Source organism: Streptomyces sp. GD-15H (genome assembly GCF_045291515.1).
Classification (GTDB): domain Bacteria; phylum Actinomycetota; class Actinomycetes; order Streptomycetales; family Streptomycetaceae; genus Streptomyces.
The window spans coordinates 5,358,259-5,375,453 of sequence record NZ_CP149447.1; the positions used below are offsets into that span (position 1 = coordinate 5,358,259).

General features: G+C 72.7%; 11 protein-coding genes and 1 pseudogene. 7 read left to right on the top strand and 5 right to left on the bottom strand.

Features of this window, described 5'->3' with window-relative positions; translation table 11 throughout:
* Positions 1-253 precede the first annotated feature (253 nt).
* The 4 genes and pseudogenes from WJ438_RS25395 to WJ438_RS25410 form a co-directional block, all read right to left on the bottom strand.
* The gene (locus tag WJ438_RS25395) at positions 254-1,141 is read right to left on the bottom strand and encodes a carbohydrate ABC transporter permease (RefSeq protein ID WP_406727288.1); all 888 of its coding nucleotides are present in this window, start codon (positions 1,139-1,141) and stop codon (positions 254-256) included.
* Positions 1,138-2,483: pseudogene (locus tag WJ438_RS25400) on the bottom strand (carbohydrate ABC transporter permease). Before WJ438_RS25400 ends, WJ438_RS25395 begins: the two are co-directional and overlap by 4 nt.
* A 7-nt stretch (positions 2,484-2,490) precedes the next feature.
* Positions 2,491-3,918, bottom strand: coding sequence for an ABC transporter substrate-binding protein (locus WJ438_RS25405; RefSeq protein ID WP_406727289.1), 1,428 nt, complete (start codon positions 3,916-3,918; stop codon positions 2,491-2,493).
* Positions 3,919-4,213: 295 nt separating this feature from the next.
* Positions 4,214-7,885 carry an FHA domain-containing protein gene (locus WJ438_RS25410; protein WP_406727290.1) on the bottom strand — a complete coding sequence of 1,224 codons (3,672 nt, stop codon included), beginning with the start codon at positions 7,883-7,885 and terminating at the stop codon, positions 4,214-4,216.
* Between the two features lie 575 nt (positions 7,886-8,460).
* Here WJ438_RS25410 and WJ438_RS25415 point away from each other — a divergent pair.
* From WJ438_RS25415 to WJ438_RS25430, 4 genes are all read left to right on the top strand, one after another.
* On the top strand, positions 8,461-10,083 hold the full coding sequence (locus WJ438_RS25415; protein WP_406727291.1) for a serine/threonine-protein kinase: 1,623 nt from the start codon (positions 8,461-8,463) through the stop codon (positions 10,081-10,083).
* Between the two features lie 137 nt (positions 10,084-10,220).
* Complete coding sequence (locus tag WJ438_RS25420) at positions 10,221-11,480, top strand: serine/threonine-protein kinase (RefSeq protein ID WP_406727292.1); 1,260 nt, start codon at positions 10,221-10,223, stop codon at positions 11,478-11,480.
* A gap of 101 nt (positions 11,481-11,581) precedes the next feature.
* Positions 11,582-12,687 (top strand): peptide chain release factor 2 gene (prfB, locus tag WJ438_RS25425; protein ID WP_406727293.1). Its coding sequence is split into 2 segments (ribosomal slippage): positions 11,582-12,212 and positions 12,212-12,687, totalling 1,107 coding nucleotides; the frame shifts between segments, so codons are not numbered across the junction.
* A 305-nt stretch (positions 12,688-12,992) separates the two neighbouring features.
* Positions 12,993-13,637 (top strand): hypothetical protein, encoded by a 645-nt coding sequence (locus WJ438_RS25430; RefSeq protein ID WP_406727294.1) that lies wholly within the window; start codon positions 12,993-12,995, stop codon positions 13,635-13,637.
* Positions 13,638-13,822: 185 nt separating this feature from the next.
* Here the strand turns inward: WJ438_RS25430 and WJ438_RS25435 are convergent, their stop codons facing one another.
* Positions 13,823-14,014 (bottom strand): hypothetical protein, encoded by a 192-nt coding sequence (locus tag WJ438_RS25435; protein ID WP_406727295.1) that lies wholly within the window; start codon positions 14,012-14,014, stop codon positions 13,823-13,825.
* A gap of 272 nt (positions 14,015-14,286) precedes the next feature.
* On the opposite strand from WJ438_RS25435, the gene ftsE reads away from it, so the two are divergent.
* The 3 genes from ftsE to WJ438_RS25450 all read left to right on the top strand — a co-directional run bounded on the left by ftsE (position 14,287) and on the right by WJ438_RS25450 (position 17,151).
* A complete protein-coding gene (ftsE, locus tag WJ438_RS25440; protein ID WP_406727296.1) occupies positions 14,287-14,976 on the top strand; it encodes a cell division ATP-binding protein FtsE in 690 nt (229 codons plus the stop codon).
* 28 nt (positions 14,977-15,004) lie between these two features.
* Positions 15,005-15,922: a permease-like cell division protein FtsX gene (gene ftsX / locus WJ438_RS25445; RefSeq protein WP_406727297.1), complete on the top strand. Its 918-nt coding sequence runs from the start codon at positions 15,005-15,007 to the stop codon at positions 15,920-15,922.
* Positions 15,923-15,990: 68 nt separating this feature from the next.
* Positions 15,991-17,151 (top strand): S41 family peptidase, encoded by a 1,161-nt coding sequence (locus WJ438_RS25450; protein ID WP_406727298.1) that lies wholly within the window; start codon positions 15,991-15,993, stop codon positions 17,149-17,151.
* The last annotated feature ends 44 nt before the right edge of the window (positions 17,152-17,195 follow it).

Genomic DNA, 17,195 nt, shown 5'->3' on the forward strand with positions numbered 1-17,195 from the left:
ACGAGCGGACGGGCGTGCCCACCCGGACCCGGTGCGACGAGGACGCCTGGACCGGGCGTGCGGGGACGGTGACTCGGAACCTGGGCAAGGGGCATCCAACGGTCGGCGCGGGTGTTCGGCCCGGGAACGGCCACCGGGCCGCCCGGGTCACGCCGTGTGCGGCATCCGGGGGACGCCCGTCACACGGAGGAACGGACCCGGGGCACTCGTGCGGAGCCCCGGATCCGTCCCTCCCACCCGGTCTCCGGACAGCTCACTTCACGGCGCCCGCCATCACGCCGGAGACGAACTGCCGCTGGAAGGCGAAGAACACGGCCAGCGGGACCACCATCGAGAGGAACGCGCCCGGCGCCAGCACGTCGATGTTGTTGCCGAACTGCCGTACCTGAGTCTGCAGGGCGACCGTGATCGGCTGGCTCCCGGAGTCCGTGAAGATCAGCGCGACCAGCATGTCGTTCCACACCCACAGGAACTGGAAGATGCCCAGCGAGGCGATCGCCGGCCCGGCCAGCGGCATCACGACCCGGGCGAACAGGCGCAGTTCACCCGCGCCGTCCAGCCGGGCCGCCTCCAGCAGCTCCTTCGGGACCTCCGCGAAGAAGTTCCGCAGCAGGAACACCGCGAACGGCAGACCGAAGCCGACATGGAACAGCACCACGCCGACCAGTGAGCCGAAGATGCCGAGGCTGCCGAAGAGTTCGGCGATCGGGATCAGCGCCACCTGTACCGGAACCACCAGCAGCCCCACCACGCCGAGGAACCACCAGTCCCGGCCCGGGAACTCCATCCACGCGAAGGCGTATCCGGCGAGCGAACCGATCACCACCACCAGGACCGTCGCCGGGACGGTGATGTACGCCGTGTTCAGCAGGGAGCCGGTGATGTCGTCGTTCTTCAACAGGGTCTCGTAGGCGTCGAAGGTGAGCTGCGAGGGCTCGGTGAACACCGTCCACCAGCCGTCGGCGGCCATGTCCCCGGGGGTGCGCAGGCTGGCCAGCAGCAACCCGATCGTCGGGACCAGCCAGAACAGTCCGACGACGATCAGGAACGCCCGGACCAGTCCCCCGCCGACCCGGTCGCCGAGCCGGGAGGCGAGCGGACGGGAGCCCGGAGGACGCTCCTCGAGCAGACGTGGGCTCATCGCCTGACCTCCCGCCTCAGCCGCCGCACGTTGAACCACATCACCGGGATCACCAGGAGCAGCAGGAACACCGCGATCGCGCTGGCGATGCCCGGCTGGTCCTCGGAGAAGCCCTTGCGGTACAGCTCCAGCGCGAGGACGTTGGCGTCGTCCTGGGAGGAGCCGGGGGCGATGATGAAGACCAGGTCGAACACCTTCAGCACATTGATCATCAGGGTGACGGTGACGACCGCGAGCACCGGTGCCAGCAGGGGCACCGTGACCCGTCTGAACACCTGCCACTCGTTGGCGCCGTCGACCCGCGCGGCCTCCAGCAGCTCCCGGGGCATGCCCGCGAGCCCGGCCGCGATCAGCACCATCGCGAAGCCCGCCCACATCCAGATGTACGAGCCGATGACGGCGGGCGTGACCAGCGACGGGCCCAGCCAGTCCAGGCCGTTGTACGGCTCCTCGAAGTTGCTTGCCGGAAGCCGGAGTCGTGCCCCGTCCGCCTCGGACGACAGGGAGAACGTGCCGTCGGCTCCCGCCGTGGCCGTCTCCACCACCGTGCCGTCCCTGACCGCCTCGATCCTCATGCCGGGGTAGCCCCACTCGTCGGCGTCGACGCCGTTCAGCGTGCCGACGCCCTTGCCGCGGGTGAAGTCCTGCCAGGTCGTGCCGGTGATCCGGTCCGGTTCCGGCTTCGGCGCGGCCGCCCGGTCGGCGTCGTCCGGGATCAGGTCCGGGGCGACGCCGACCAGCGGCAGCGCGACGGTGTCTCCGACGCTCACCGTCCCCTTGGTGACGAAGGCGCCCCGCCGGCCGCCTCCAGCGGCGACTCGCGGCCCGGGTGCGCCTTCGGGTACGCCGACGACTCGGCGAAGGTGTCGTGCACTCCCACCCACACCGCGTTCGCGACGCCCTTGTCCGGGTCCTGGTCGTACACCAGGCGGAAGATGATGCCCGCCGCGAGCATGGAGATCGCCATCGGCATGAAGACGACCAGCTTGAACGCCGTGCCCCAGCGGATCCGTTCGGTCAGCACCGCGAAGATCAGACCGAGCGCGGTCGCGACCGTCGGTGCGAACACCACCCAGACGACATTGTTCTTCAGGGCGGTGCGGATGCCGTTGTTCGTGAACAGAGCCTGGTAGTTGTCGAATCCGGCGAAGCCGTCGCCGGACTGGTCGTAGAAGCTGCGGAGGACGGAGTACCCGATCGGGTAGACCACGAGCGCACCGAGCAGCAGCAGCGCGGGCAGCAGGAACAGCGCCGCGACGGTTTTGCGGGTGCCGGTGACGCTCCTGCGCGACTTGGGAGCGGCAGGAGCCTCGGGGACCCCTGCCGCCGTGTCCGACGCCATCGCCGGATCAGTTCCCGTACGCCGCGGCCGCGTCGGCCTCCAACCGGGCTTGCGTCCCCGCGATGTCCTTCGGGTTCTTCAGGAAGTCCTGCAGCGCCTTCCACTCGCCCTTGCCGGGAGTGCCGCCGAACGCCTGCGGGGCCTGGTCGGACATGTCGAAGCGGAAGTCGTCACCGGATGCGATCAGCGCCTCGGCGATCTTCTTCTGCACGGCGTTCGGGTACGTCGACGGGTCGATGCCCTTGTTCGGCGAGAGGAAGCCGCCCAGCTTCGCCTGGATCGCCGCCGCGTCCGGGGAGGCCAGGAAGGTGGCCAGCGCCTGCGCCGCCTTCGAGTCCTCGAGGATCACGGCCGCGTCGCCGCCGGAGACCACCGGCGCGGTGTCGCCGACGGCCGGGAACGGGAACACTTTCGCGTCCGTGCCCACCTTCGCCTCGGTCTCACTGATGTTGACCTGCACGAAGTCGCCCTCGTAGACCATGCCCGCCTTGGGCTGGTCGCCGCCGGTGAAGGTCTGCGTCACCGAGGCCGGGAACTCCGTCTGCAGCGCGCCGGACGGGCCGCCCGCGACGTAGTCCTTCTTGCCCCAGATCTCGGCGAGAGTGGTCAGCGCCTCCTTGACGGACGGGTCCGTCCACTTGATCTCGTGCTGGGCCAACTGGTCGTACTTCTCCGGTCCGGCCTGGGACAGATAGACGTTCTCGAACCAGTCGGTCAGCGTCCAGCCGTCGGCGCCGCCGACCGAGAACGGGGTGACACCGGAGTCGTACACCGCCTGCGCGGCGGTGAGCAGCTCGTCCCAGGTCTTGGGCTCGGCCGCTCCCGCGTTCCCGAAGACCTGGGCGTTGTACCAGATGAGCGACTTGTTGGCGGCCTTGTAGTAGACGCCGTACTGCTTGCCGTCGACCTTGCCGATGTCCTGCCAGCCCTGCGAGTAGTTCTCGCCGAGCTCCTTGGTCGCCTCGGCGCCGAGCGGCTTGGCCCAGCCCTTGTCGACGGCCTGCTTGATGGCGCCCGGCTGCGGCAGCAGCGCCACGTCCGGCGGGGCGCCGCCCGCGATCTTCGAGCCGAGGAAGTTGACGAGGGGATCCTGGGCGGGAACGAAGGTCACCTTCGCGCCGGTGCGCTTCTCGAACTCCGCCAGAACCTTCTTGAAGTTGGCCTGTTCGGTGCCGGTCCACACGGCGGCGACCTCGAGGCTCTCGCCGTCCAGCCGGGGAAGCGTGACGGTGGCCGCGGTCTCGTCGGCGTTGCCGCCCGCGCCGTCGTCGGTGCCGCCGTCGTCGTCCCCTCCGCACGCGGTGAGCGAGACCACGAGGACACCCGCGACGACGGCGGCGGAGGCCCTCGCGGCCCTGCGGGCGCGGGGAGTTGTCGTTGCCTTGGGTGTGCCGGGCGACCTGCGTATCCGGATGATTCTGCTCGTCCTGCGCATCACTGCCCCGTTCTTCGTACCTCGTCGAACGTCGAGCGCTGTCCCGTGCGCTCTGTGTACGCCCGGGAGGACGGGAGCGGCAAGAGCGCGTCGTGTGTCAAGTCCGGGATTGTGACCGCGTCGTGACTCTCCGGGACCGCGGGATGCCGGATCGGAGCATGCCGGGGCGGACTGCGCCCGTGCTGCGTGGCGGCTGACGCGCGGGACTGACGCGTCATCTCCCCATGCGCGTACGTCCGTTGCGCAGGGAGGATGCGAGGTCGGCTGACGCGCAGCCGGCTGACGCGCGGTCAGGTCAGAGCAGGGACGGCACCTCGGTGGCCGAGACCTGGCGGGCCGCGCGTTCCAGCGCGCTGGCGAGCAGCGCGAGGTCGGTCGGGCCGTTGCCGAGTTCCCGTACCGGGCGGCGGGCCGGCGGATCGCCCATGCGGTGCCACTCCAGCGGCACGACCGTGGGCCGCAGCGTCGCCGTGCGCGGGATGCGGCCGGTCACCCGCCCGCCCTGGAGCGCGGTCACCGTGCCGTCCGCGTGGGCCAACTGCCCCCGTCCCGGCGCCGGTTCTCCCCCGTTGTCCCGGCTCCGCTCGAACGGGGAGGCGTCCCCACGGCCGCCCGGCGCGGGCGGGTCGAGCGTCACGCGCAGGGTCGCCCGCTTCGCCGGCTCGGTCTCCGCTGTCCGGGCGCAGGGGCCGGTGGCGGCCACCAGGTGTACGCCCAGCCGCTCGCCGTCCCGCGCGACCGCCTCCAGCGCCCGCAGCACCGACCCGGCGGCGGGCCGCCCCGGCGAGCCGAGCGCGGGGGAGACCAGCGCGTCCAGGTCGTCCACGACCACCACCAGCCGGGGCAGCGGTGGCGGGGCCTCCGTCCTGCGCCGCGCGGCCCCGGACCGCAGCCGCAGCGTCGAACTGGGCGGGGTGTCCAGGTCCCCGGAGTGCTCGCCGCCGTCGGCCTCCTGGCCGCGGGGCGCGGCCGTGCGCTGGGCGACCATACGGTCCGACAGCTCACGCCCGGTGTGCCACTCCACGAAGTCCGACCGGCCGAGCAGTTCGGCACGCCGCTTCAGCTCGGCGCTCAGTGACTGGGCGAACTCCCGCATCCGCACCGGGTCGTTGGCGCTGAGATGCGTGGTGACATGCGGTACGTCCGTACACACGCGCAGGCCGTCGCCCGGTCCGCCGCCCGCCGCGGCGGCACACCGGCCGTCCACCAGGACGACGCCCAGCCGGTCCGGGCGTTCGGCCGCGGCCAGGGAAGCGACGACGGCCCGGAGCAGTTCGGTACGGCCACTGCCGGAGGGCCCCTCCACCAGCAGATGGGGCCCCTCGGCCGCCAGGTCGGCGGAGACCGGGCCGCGCGGACCGGCACCCAGCACCGCGGACACCCGGCCACCGATGCTCTCCGTGTCGTCGGCCGCGTCCGCCCAGCGGGCCATCAGCGAGGCCGGGGTGGCGCGGGCCAGCCCCAGCTCGTCCAGCAGCCGCGACGACGGGGGCAGCGGCGCCGACACGCGCGCGTGCACCGCGCCGGGGACGCCCTCCGTGCGCAGCGGTGCCAGCGCCCGCGCGAACCGCTCGGCCCACGCCGGGGAGACCGCGTCGACCGTGGCGACCGTGCCGTGACCGACCGGACCCGGCGGCGTCCCCGTACCGGTGGCGGCCACCCGCAGCAGCCGCAGGGTGGTCGCCACGTCCCCGCTGAGCAGGGCGACGGCGCCGCACTCCCGGAACGCCGGCGTCACCGCGCAGGCCGCCTCGTACGTCTGCGTGACCGGGAACGTGGCGGAGGCGGCGGACGTCTCGGCGAGACACACCAGGTGGATCCCGGCCCGCGGCCCCTCCACGGCCAGCCGCACCACCGCGTCGCGCACCTCGGGGTCCCCGGGGTCGCCGTCCACGACGACCACGGTGTACGGCCCGGCGAAGCCGTCCGCCGGGCCGGCTCCGGCGCCCCCGGCCCAGGACGGACGCCGCCGCTCGCCCCGGTCGGCGTCGGTGGGCCGGGGCTGCTCCGGGATGAGCGGGGCAGGCACGTCCGACCGGCCGGTCGGGGCCGGTCGGGTGGGCGAGGTCCGCGCCGCGTGGTCGTGGTCCTCCAGGCGGCGCAGCAGTTCCTCGGTGCGGGCCGCGGCCTGTTCGCGGTCGTGGGCGAGGAGCAGTCGGCAGTCCTGGCCGTGCCCCGGGCGTACGTGCGGCAGCCAGCCCAGCCAGGCCCATTCGGCGGTCCGCTCCTCCAGGGTGCGGGAGCGGTCCGCGGTGATCAGGACGATCTCCAGGGCGTCGGGGGAGTGCAGCGCGGCGAGCTGGGCCAGCACCGCGCGGGCCAGCCCGGTGAGCCGCTCGCGCGGACCGGCCAGGCCCAGCGAGCCCACCTCGCGCAGTCCCGAGGTCACCGGTACGGCGGGCAGCAGGCCCGAGCCGCCGGGCACCGCCCGGTCGGCCGTGCCGAGGCGTATCGCGAGGGTCTCCGGATGGCCGGGCCCGCGCTCCCACAGCCGGGGGCCGGGGCCCAGCGCGGTCAGCAGCAGGGTGGCGGGGTCGGGCCAGGTCTCGGGTGGGCCGGGTGCGGTCACGGCCGGTCCGGGCGGGACGGCGCCGGCCGCCTCCTCACCGGACCCGGCCGCCCCGGCGGTCTCCGGCCCCTGACGTCCTCCGGTCAGCCGCCGCGCCCACGCGGAGAGTCCGCCGCGCCTGCGGCCGCCGGGAGGCTGCTGCGTGAGTCCGGCGCCGTCCAGGTCGGTGCCGCGCAGCGGGGTGCCCTTACGGCGGGTGGGAGGAGGGACCCCGGGGCCGCCGGTGCCCGAGCGGGTGGCCCCGGTGGGGGGAACCGGGGGCGCTGGGTGCTCTGCGGTCGCCCCGCCGCGCGTCCTGCCGTACGTGTCGCCCGAGTGCCCGGTGTCCGGGTCGCCGTCGGCGGGCCTCGGCTGCGACACCCGGCGACCCTTGGGGACCCGCGGCATCTCGCCCCGGGGAGCGAGGTGCACCGTGCGCCTGCCGGGACCAAAGGTGTCCGCCTCGCGGTTCTCGACCCCCGGTGCGCCGCCCTGGCCGGGGACCGGCGGGCGTTCCCCCGCGCCCGCCCCGGGGGCGTCCGGAGCGGGTGCGTGCGGGTCGGAGGAGGTGGCCCAGGGCGCGGAACCGTAGCCGTGTTGGGTCGGCCGACTCGGAGGCGGCGGATGTGCGGCCGGCATGCGCGTGTGCCCCGACGCCGGCGTCCCCGTCCCCGGCAACGGCCCGGCCGTCGACGCCCCTGCCCCGGCCGGCTCCCCGCTGCCGTGGCCACCACCGCTGCCACTGCCGTCGCCCGCGCGGGGGCCCGGCACGCGTACGTGCCCCTCGCCGTCCGGGGTCGTCCGCGCGCGGGCCGCCGGTCCGGCGGCCGGGGTGAGCCGCAGGACCGACTCGCCGATCCGCAGCAGCGCGCCCGGTGCCAGACCGACCGGGCGGGGCCCCACCCGCCGGCCGTCCAGGGTCGTGCCGTTCGTGGAACCGAGGTCGGCGACCGAGACCCTGCCGTCCGGGCCGACCGTCACCGTGCAGTGCAATCGGGAGACGTCCGGGTCGTCGAGCGGCACATCGGCGTCGGCCGAGCGGCCGATGCGGATCTCGCCGCCGTGCAGCAGGTGGACGCCGCCCGCGTCGGGACCGGCGACGACATGGAGCCTGGTCGGGGTGTCGTCCAGCTCGGGATGCGGCTCGGGTTCGCCCGGGGCGCCCACGGCCAGCACCGCGCCGTCGATCAGCGGAGGCTCGCCGAGGGTGCAGCGCTGGACGTCCAGCCGCTGGTCACCGGCGTACAGCACCGGGGCACCCGAGGAGGAGCCGGATCCCCCGTCGCCGCCGGACACCGCGGAGACCAGTGCGGCGGCCACCGCCGCCAGGGCCGTACCGGCGGGGGCGGTGACGACCACGTGGCCCCGCGCGGGGGAGGGCGGGCCCAGCGGGTCTACGACGGTCAGCCGGATCTGCATCGCCGTGAGCGGTCCCTTCTGCGCGGGCGCCCGCGGCACAGGGGGACGAAGCGGCCCCGCGGTCCCCCACCGCGGACTTCCCCCACCACCACACGCGCACGTACGGCCAGTACTGCAGGCATCCTCGCACCTGACACCGACAACATGCCCGCCGCCCGGCAGCGAATGATCTTGATTGGTCGGCTCTGCCCTCAAAAGTGCCTGACAAATGCGTCGTGGATGATCGTCTCAGCGCCACTTGAGATCGGTCGCGTCCGGTGTCCGGCAACCAAACGGGCCGAGTCGAGCGTCTTTCGTCGAACGCGGACGGGAACCGGTACGTAGAACCCACGTGGAACCCGCGCAGGGCACACGGGGAGCACCTGCGGGGCCCGTGTGGAGCCCCGCAGTGCCCACGGAGGGACCGCGGAGGGCGGAAAGAGGACGGAAAGAGGACGGAAAGAGGACGGGAAGACGTCGAAGTCGACAGGCCGGTGTCCCGTGGGGCGGCACTACAGTGGGGCGGAGCATTTCCGTTCCGCGGTACGACGAACCACGGTGTACGCCAGCCAAGCAAGCAGCAGGGAGCGCATGACGTGCGGCCGGTAGGGAGCAAGTACCTGCTCGAGGAGCAGATCGGACGCGGTGCCACGGGCACCGTCTGGCGGGCCCGTCAGAGGGAGACCGCGGGGACCGAGGCGGCGGTGCCCGGCCAGCCGGGTGAGACCGTCGCGATCAAGGTCCTCAAGGAGGAGCTCGCGAACGACGCGGACATCGTGACGCGGTTCCTGCGGGAGCGCTCCGTCCTGCTCAGGCTGACCCACCCCAACATCGTCCGGATCCGCGACCTGGTCGTCGAGGGCGATCTGCTGGCCCTGGTCATGGACCTCGTCGAAGGCCCCGACCTGCACCGCTATCTGCGGGAGAACGGCCCTCTCACACCCGTCGCCGCCGCGCTGCTGACCGCCCAGATCTCCGACGCGCTCGCCGCCAGCCACGCCGACGGCGTGGTGCATCGGGACCTGAAGCCCGCCAACGTCCTGCTCAAGCAGGACGGCGGCGAGATGCACCCGATGCTGACCGACTTCGGCATCGCCCGGCTGGCCGACTCCCCGGGCCTGACCCGCACCCACGAGTTCGTCGGCACGCCCGCGTACATCGCGCCCGAGTCCGCCGAGGGCCGCCCGCAGACCTCCGCCGTCGACATCTACGGCGCCGGCATCCTGCTGTACGAGCTGGTCACCGGCCGCCCGCCGTTCTCCGGCGACTCCGCCCTGGAGGTGCTGCACCAGCACCTGAGCGCCGAACCGCGCCGCCCCTCCACGGTCCCGGACCCGCTGTGGACGGTCATCGAGCGCTGTCTGCGCAAGGACCCCGACGAGCGGCCCAGCGCCGAGAACCTCGCGCGCGGCCTGCGCGTCGTCGCCGACGGGGTCGGCGTGCACGTGAACTCCGCGCAGATCGCCGCCGCGGAGAACGTCGGAGTGCTCCTCATGCCCGACCCGGCGCCCGCCCCCGTGCCCGGCACACCGGGCGCGCCCGGTGCCGCCGCCCCGACGCAGGTGCTGCCGCACACCGGGGACGCGTACGACCCCAACGGCGCCACCAGCGTCCTGCCGCAGACCGGTGCCCACACCGGTGGGCCCTCCGGCGCCGCCGACCCGACCGCCGTCATGCCCCCGGGGCCGCCCGGTCAGGGACCGGGCGGCCCCGACGACCCGCACCCCTGGCAGAACCAGCTGCGCGCGGCCCGCGACCGCAACGAGCAGACGCAGGTCCAGTACCTCGACCCGGGCGAGGACCCGTTGCGCCGCCGCCCCCAGCGGCAGGTCGCCCGGCCGCAGCCCCAGCCCGCTCCCGGCCACGGCCGGCAGTCGCAGCCGTACCAGCAGCCGCAGCAGTACGCCCCGCCACCGCCGCAGCGACCGCGGCAGCCGGAGCCGCAGCGGTACACCCCGCCGCCGGAGCCGCGGCGTCCCGCGCGTGAGCCCCGGCAGCGGCAGCGCAGCGCCAACCCGATGCGCATCCCCGGTCTCGGCTGCCTGAAGGGCTGCCTGTTCACGATCATCATCCTGTTCGTGGTGAGCTGGCTGATCTGGGAGCTGAGCCCGCTGCAGGACTGGATCGGCAGCGGCAAGGGCTACTGGGACCAGCTCACCCACTGGTTCGGCACGGCGACGGACTGGGTCCAGGACCTGGGCGGGCCCGAGGCGCCGTAGCAGTCCGCCCCGTCCGGGGGCGGTTCCGGCTTGTTTGCTGACGTGTCGACAACCGGCGGGTGAATTCGGCGTCCCCGGTGAACGTCGGCTTTCGAGGCGCGTAGCTTTGGCGGCAACACGCGTCGGTAGGAGCAGTCTTGGCACGGAAGATCGGCAGCCGGTACACCGCCCACCAGATCCTCGGTCGGGGCAGCGCCGGCACGGTGTGGCTCGGCGAGGGGCCGCGGGGGCCCGTCGCGATCAAGCTGCTGCGCGAGGACCTCTCCTCCGACCAGGAGCTCGTCGGGCGCTTCGTGCGGGAGCGGACGGCGCTGCTCGGCCTGGAACACCCGCACGTCGTCTCGGTGCGCGACATGGTGGTCGACGGCAACGATCTCGCCCTGGTCATGGACCTGGTCCGCGGCACGGACCTGCGCACCCGGCTCGACCGGGAGCGCAGGCTCGCGCCGGAGGCCGCGGTGGCGATCGTTGCCGACATCGCGGACGGCCTGGCGGCGGCGCACGCGGCGGGGGTCGTGCACCGGGACGTCAAACCGGAGAACGTGCTGCTGGACATGCAGGGCCCGCTCGGCCCCGGCGGCTCGCACCGCGCCCTGCTGACCGACTTCGGCGTGGCCAAGCTCATCGACACCCCGCGCCGCACCCGGGCCACGAAGATCATCGGGACGCCGGACTATCTGGCGCCGGAGATCGTGGAGGGCCTGCCGCCGCGCGCGTCGGTCGACATCTACGCGCTCGCCACGGTCCTGTACGAGCTGCTCGCGGGCTTCACGCCGTTCGGCGGCGGACACCCCGGGGCGGTGCTGCGCCGTCATGTCACCGAGTCGGTGGTCCCGCTCCCCGGCATCCCCGACGAGCTGTGGCAGCTGCTCGTGCAGTGCCTGGCCAAGGCGCCGGCCTCGCGGCTGCGGGCCTCGGAGCTGGGGACACGGCTGCGGGAGCTGCTGCCGATGCTGGCGGGGATGCCGCCGCTGGACGTGGACGAGCCGGACACCGAGCCGGTGGAGCCGGAGAGTCCCGGACCTGAGGACTCCCTGGCCTCCGGTCCGGCGCCGGGCACCGGGGTGCCCGTGCGGCGGCGCGGCGCGGTCCCGCTGGTGCCGGGCGCGAAGCCGGCCGACTCCAACCGGGACACCCACACCTCGATGCGGGTGCCGACCCCCGACGAACTGGCCGGCGGCGCCCGCGGCACGGCCCGCGCCCCCCGCGCGAGCGGCGCCCGCCGTCCCGGTTCGGCCCGCAACCGCGCGCTCGCCCGCCGGCGCCGGCTGACCCTGGCCGCACTGGCGGTGACCCTGCTGGCCGCGGTGGGCGCCGGCGCCTGGCTGGCCACCTCGGACGACGGGCCGGGAACGCACCCCCAGGACACCAACAACTCGGCCCCCGCCACCCCCTGACCCGCTCCCGCCCCTCGCGTGACCAGCACTGACGCCGCCGGAAGGGATTCCGGCTCCGGCGTTCGGTGTGGGGGGCCCGGGGGAGCCGTTACGCTGGGGGGGTGGCAGTCGTCGATGTATCCGAAGAGCTCAAGTCCCTCTCCTCGACCATGGAGTCGATCGAGGCCGTTCTGGACCTCGACAGGATGAGGGCAGACATCGCCGTGCTCGAGGAGCAGGCGGCCGCGCCCTCACTGTGGGACGACCCGGAGGCGGCGCAGAAGATCACCAGCAAGCTCTCCCACCTCCAGGCCGAGGTCAGGAAGGCGGAGACGCTGCGCGGACGGATCGACGATCTCGCCGTTCTCTTCGAGATGGCCGAGGAGGAGGACGATCCGGACACCCGCGCGGAGGCCGAGGCCGAACTCACGGGCGTCCGCAAGGCGCTCGACGAGATGGAGGTCCGTACCCTCCTGTCCGGTGAGTACGACGCCCGTGAGGCGCTCGTCAACATCCGCGCGGAGGCCGGTGGCGTCGACGCCGCCGACTTCGCCGAGAAGCTCCAGCGGATGTACCTGCGCTGGGCCGAGCAGCGCGGCTACAAGACCGAGATCTACGAGACGTCGTACGCGGAGGAGGCCGGCATCAAGTCGACCACCTTCGCCGTGCAGGCGCCCTACGCCTACGGCACCCTCTCGGTCGAGCAGGGCACGCACCGCCTGGTGCGCATCTCGCCCTTCGACAACCAGGGCCGCGCCAGACCTCGTTCGCGGGCGTCGAGGTGCTCCCCGTCGTCGAGAAGGCCGACCACGTCGACATCGACGAGAGCGAGCTGCGCGTCGACGTCTACCGTTCCTCGGGCCCCGGCGGCCAGGGCGTCAACACCACCGACTCCGCGGTGCGCATCACGCACATCCCGACCGGCATCGTGGTCTCCTGCCAGAACGAGCGCTCCCAGATCCAGAACCGCGCCACCGCGATGAACGTCCTCCAGGCCAAGTTGCTGGAGCGGCGCCGCCAGGAGGAGCAGGCCAAGATGGACGCCCTCAAGGGCGACGGCGGCAACTCCTGGGGCAACCAGATGCGTTCGTACGTGCTGCACCCCTATCAGATGGTCAAGGACCTGCGCACGGAGCAGGAAGTCGGCAACCCCGAGGCCGTGTTCAACGGCGAGATCGACGGCTTCCTGGAGGCCGGAATTCGCTGGCGCAAGCAGCGGGAGAAGTGACCCCGCGCCAGCAGGGCTTTGTCGACAAGGCAACTGCCGCCCCCGGGGCGGCAGTTGCCTTTCCCGTGCCGGGATGTCGGGGTTTTACGTCACACTCACAGCTTCGATGTGCGGCAAAGCGCGCGTACGTGGACATCGCGTACGCAACGACCTTGACGTTCATTTGAAAAGTGGGAAGGGTGAGGCGCGGCATGCGTATCTCTGGGGCGCATGTGAACCGGGGGGCGTTTCATCGCAGTCACCCCCGTTGATCACGGCCCCGAGCGCCGCCTCATTGACGATGAGCTACTGGGGGTAGCAACCAGATGACCAAGAAGACCCGCATCCGTGTCGCACGGATCGCGGCCGGTGCCGTGATCGCGGCCGGCGCCTCGCTGACCGCCGCCGGCGCGGCTTCCGCCCTCGACCTCACCGGGAACGCCGGGGTGAGCGAAGAGGGCGTCAACCTCGGTATCAGCGCGAACCTCGATGACGAGGACCCGGCCGAGCCCACCATTCCGACCGAGCCGGACCCGGTCGTGCCGGACCCGGTTGTGCCGGACCCGGTTGTGCCGGACCCGGTTGTGCCGGACCCGGTTGTGCCGGACCCGGTTGTGCCGGACCCGGTTGTGCCGGACCCGGTTGTGCCGGACCCGGTCGAGCCGGACCCGGTCGAGGACCCCACGACGGACCCGAGCACCCCGGGCAACGGCGGGGGCAACGGTGGCGGCAACGCCGCCGACCCCGCCGGCGGCTCCGGCCCCTCCACCCAGGAGCAGGGCTCCTCGGCCCTGACCGACACGGGCGAAGCGCCCGCCACGTTGGCCCAGGGCAACGGCCAGGAGCTCGCCGAGACCGGCGCCGCCGAGATGACCTTCCTGGTGATCGGCGCCGCCACGATGATCGCCGGCGGCATCGGCTTCCGCGTGCTGCCGCGCCTCATGGCCGGCGGTGGCGGCGCCACCGCCTGACGCTGACGACGCGCGTACGCACCGTACGCGGGGCAGGGACACAGCCCGAGGGGCCCGGAGCGCATATGCGCTCCGGGCCCCTCGGGCGTGCTCGGAATTCTCCGTGCCGGATGCCGGAGAGCGGATGCGTGCCGGATGGTGGATCCACGCCGGACGGTCCGCCGCGGGCCGTCCGTGTCAGGCGGTCAGGCGGTCTGGTGGGCGAGCAGCGCCACCGCCGCGACCAGGACCGCCAGCAGCGCGATCAGCGTCATGGGGTTCAGGCCCGCGAAGAAGTTCACCTGCTGCAACCGTTCGCGATTCGCGCGGCACACCGGGCAGCGACCCTCGCTCACGGGTGCGGCGCAGTTGGCGCACACCAGCCGGTCGTACGTCATCCGCTCTCCCTTCACGCACCGGTTCCAGTCAGTACAACGCCCGCGACGACGCAAACGTTCCCCTACCACTGTGCCAGGTTCCCCGGAAATCGGCGCGGCCCCCCGTATCCTGCCCCGCCCCACCGTGCTCCCGCCCGCGCCCCCGCCTCCGGGCCCGCCGTACATTCGGCACAAAGCGCGCAAGTGTCACGCAACTCACTCCGGTGACTGCGGTCGGGCTTCCGCTTCGCGTAAGGTCACGCACATCTACCCCCGGCGACCCGTGGTGCACCGTGATCCGATTCGACAACGTCTCCAAGGCCTACCCCAAGCAGGACCGTCCAGCCCTCCGAGATGTCTCCCTGGAGGTCGAGAAGGGCGAGTTCGTGTTCCTCGTGGGGTCCTCGGGCTCCGGCAAGTCCACCTTCCTGCGACTGATCCTCCGCGAGGAGCGGGCCAGCCACGGTCAGGTGCACGTCCTGGGCAAGGACCTCGCGCGCGTCTCCAACTGGAAGGTGCCGCAGGTCCGGCGCCAGCTGGGGACGGTGTTCCAGGACTTCCGCCTGCTGCCCAACAAGACGGTCGCCGAGAACGTCGCCTTCGCGCAGGAGGTCATCGGCAAGACCCGGGGCGAGATCCGCAAGTCCGTGCCGCAGGTGCTCGACCTCGTCGGGCTCGGCGGCAAGGAGGACCGGATGCCCGGTGAGCTCTCCGGCGGTGAGCAGCAGCGCGTCGCCATCGCCCGGGCCTTCGTCAACCGGCCCAAGCTGCTCATCTGCGACGAGCCCACCGGCAACCTCGACCCGCAGACCTCGGTGGGCATCATGAAGCTGCTCGACCGCATCAACCGGACGGGCACCACCGTGGTGATGGCGACGCACGACCAGAACATCGTGGACCAGATGCGCAAGCGCGTCATCGAGCTGGAGAAGGGCCGCCTCGTCCGCGACCAGGCACGCGGCGTCTACGGCTACCAGCACTGACGAGGAACGGAAAGGCTTAACCCCCGCCATGCGCGCCCAGTTCGTTCTGTCGGAGATCGGTGTCGGTCTCCGCCGCAATCTGACGATGACCTTCGCCGTCGTCGTCTCCGTCGCCCTGTCGCTCGCCCTGTTCGGCGGGTCGCTCCTGATGAGCGACCAGGTCACCAGCATGAAGGGCTACTGGTACGACAAGGTCAACGTCTCCATCTTCCTGTGCAACAAGAGCGACGCCGAGTCCGACCCCAACTGCGCCAAGGGCGCGGTGACCGAGGACCAGAAGGGGCAGATCGAGGGCGACCTGGAGAAGATGTCGGTCGTCGACTCGGTCACCTACGAGTCCCAGGACGCGGCGTACAAGCACTACAAGGAACAGTTCGGCGACTCCCCGCTGGCCAGCTCCCTGACGCCGGACCAGATGCAGGAGTCGTACCGCATCAAGCTGAAGGACCCGGAGAAGTACCAGGTCGTCGCGACCGCCTTCGACGGGCGGGACGGGGTGCAGTCGGTGCAGGACCAGAAGGGCATCCTGGACAACCTCTTCGGGCTGCTGAACGGCATGAACTGGGCCGCCCGCGCGGTGATGGCGCTCATGCTGGTCGTCGCCCTGATGCTGATCGTCAACACGGTGCGCGTCTCGGCGTTCAGCCGGCGGCGCGAGACCGGGATCATGCGGCTGGTCGGCGCCTCGGGCTTCTACATCCAGGCGCCGTTCATCATGGAGGCCGCGGTCGCCGGACTCATCGGCGGCACCCTCGCCTGCGGATTCCTGCTGGTCGGCCGGTACTTCATCATCGACAACGGGCTGGCGCTGTCGGAGAAGCTGAATCTGATCAACTTCATCGGCTGGGACGCGGTGCTGACGAAGCTTCCGCTGATCCTCGCCACCAGTCTGCTGATGCCGGCCCTGGCCGCTTTCTTCGCGTTGCGCAAGTATCTGAAGGTGTGACTCTTGCCAAGAAGGGGCGTACGGTCAACCGGCCGTGCGCCCCTTCGCGTTGTCCTAGACTCACCGGCATGTCGGGTCGTGCCCTGTTCTGTCAGCCCCGCCGCATCCGCCGCGGGGGCGCCCTGACGTTGGTGTTCGCGAGCGTGCTCGTGGCCGGCGCGGCCACCGGCGGTCTGCCCGCGACCGACCGGAAACCCGCCGCGCGCACCACCCCGGCGGCCGCCCCCGCCGGACGCCACGCGGAGGTCGCCGAGGCGGCCGAGGAGGCCATGGCGGCCGGCACGTCCCCCGTGGAGGCCGCGCAGCGCGCCGTCAGCCGCAGCGGGGACCGGTGGGGCGCCGTCTACTCCCCGGGCGAGTACGAGGAGTTCGAGGACGCCCTCGACGGCCAGTACACCGGCGTCGGCCTGTGGGCCCGCGAACGGTCCGGCCGTATCGAGGTGACCAGGGTGGGCAGCGACACCCCCGCGGCCGACGCCGGTATCCGCGCGGGCGACCGGTTGCGCAGCGTCGACGGCACGGAGGTCGACGGGCGGCCCGTCACCGAGGTCGTCTCCCTGCTGCGCGGTGACGACACGGCCGAGTCCGCCGGCACCACCGTCCGCCTCGGCCTGGAGCGCGGCACGCGCGCGTGGAGCGAGACCCTGCGCCGGGCCCGGCTGTCCCGCGACACCGTCACCGTGGACGAACTCCCCGGCCGGATCACCGTCGTCAAGGTCGGCGCCTTCACCAAGGGCTCCGGCGAGGAGGTCCGGGCCGCCGTGGAGGAGGCGCCGGCCGGCGCCGGTGTCGTCCTCGACCTGCGCGGCAACTCCGGCGGTCTGGTCGCCGAGGCGGTCACCGCGGCCTCCGCCTTCCTCGACGGCGGCCTGGTCGCCACGTACGACGTCGAGGGCGAGCAGCGCGCCCTGCACGCCGAGCCCGGCGGCGACACCGCCAGACCCCTGGTCGTGCTCGTCGACGGCGGGACGATGAGCGCGGCCGAACTGCTCACCGGCGCCCTCCACGACCGCGGACGGGCGGTCGTCGTGGGCTCCCGCACCTTCGGCAAGGGCTCCGTGCAGATGCCCAGCCGGCTGCCCGACGGCTCGGTCGCCGAACTGACCGTCGGCCACTACCGCACCCCGTCCGGCCGGGGCGTCGACGGACGCGGCATCACCCCCGACCTGGAGGCCGACGAGCAGGCACTCCAGCGCGCGGGGACGGTCCTCGCCGGGCTCGGCCGGTAGCCGCGGGGGAAACGGCTTTCCGAAAACCCCCTCCGTAGTGCGAA

Bases quoted from the DNA above. Each gene is read 5' to 3' on its own strand.
- WJ438_RS25395 (WP_406727288.1), bottom strand. From the start codon at position 1,141: ATGAGCCCACGTCTGCTCGAGGAGCGTCCTCCGGGCTCCCGTCCGCTC.
- WJ438_RS25405 (WP_406727289.1), bottom strand. From the start codon at position 3,918: ATGCGCAGGACGAGCAGAATCATCCGGATACGCAGGTCGCCCGGCACA.
- WJ438_RS25410 (WP_406727290.1), bottom strand. From the start codon at position 7,885: ATGCAGATCCGGCTGACCGTCGTAGACCCGCTGGGCCCGCCCTCCCCC.
- WJ438_RS25430 (WP_406727294.1), top strand. From the start codon at position 12,993: ATGACCAAGAAGACCCGCATCCGTGTCGCACGGATCGCGGCCGGTGCC.
- WJ438_RS25435 (WP_406727295.1), bottom strand. From the start codon at position 14,014: ATGACGTACGACCGGCTGGTGTGCGCCAACTGCGCCGCACCCGTGAGC.
- ftsX (WP_406727297.1), top strand. From the start codon at position 15,005: ATGCGCGCCCAGTTCGTTCTGTCGGAGATCGGTGTCGGTCTCCGCCGC.
- WJ438_RS25450 (WP_406727298.1), top strand. From the start codon at position 15,991: ATGTCGGGTCGTGCCCTGTTCTGTCAGCCCCGCCGCATCCGCCGCGGG.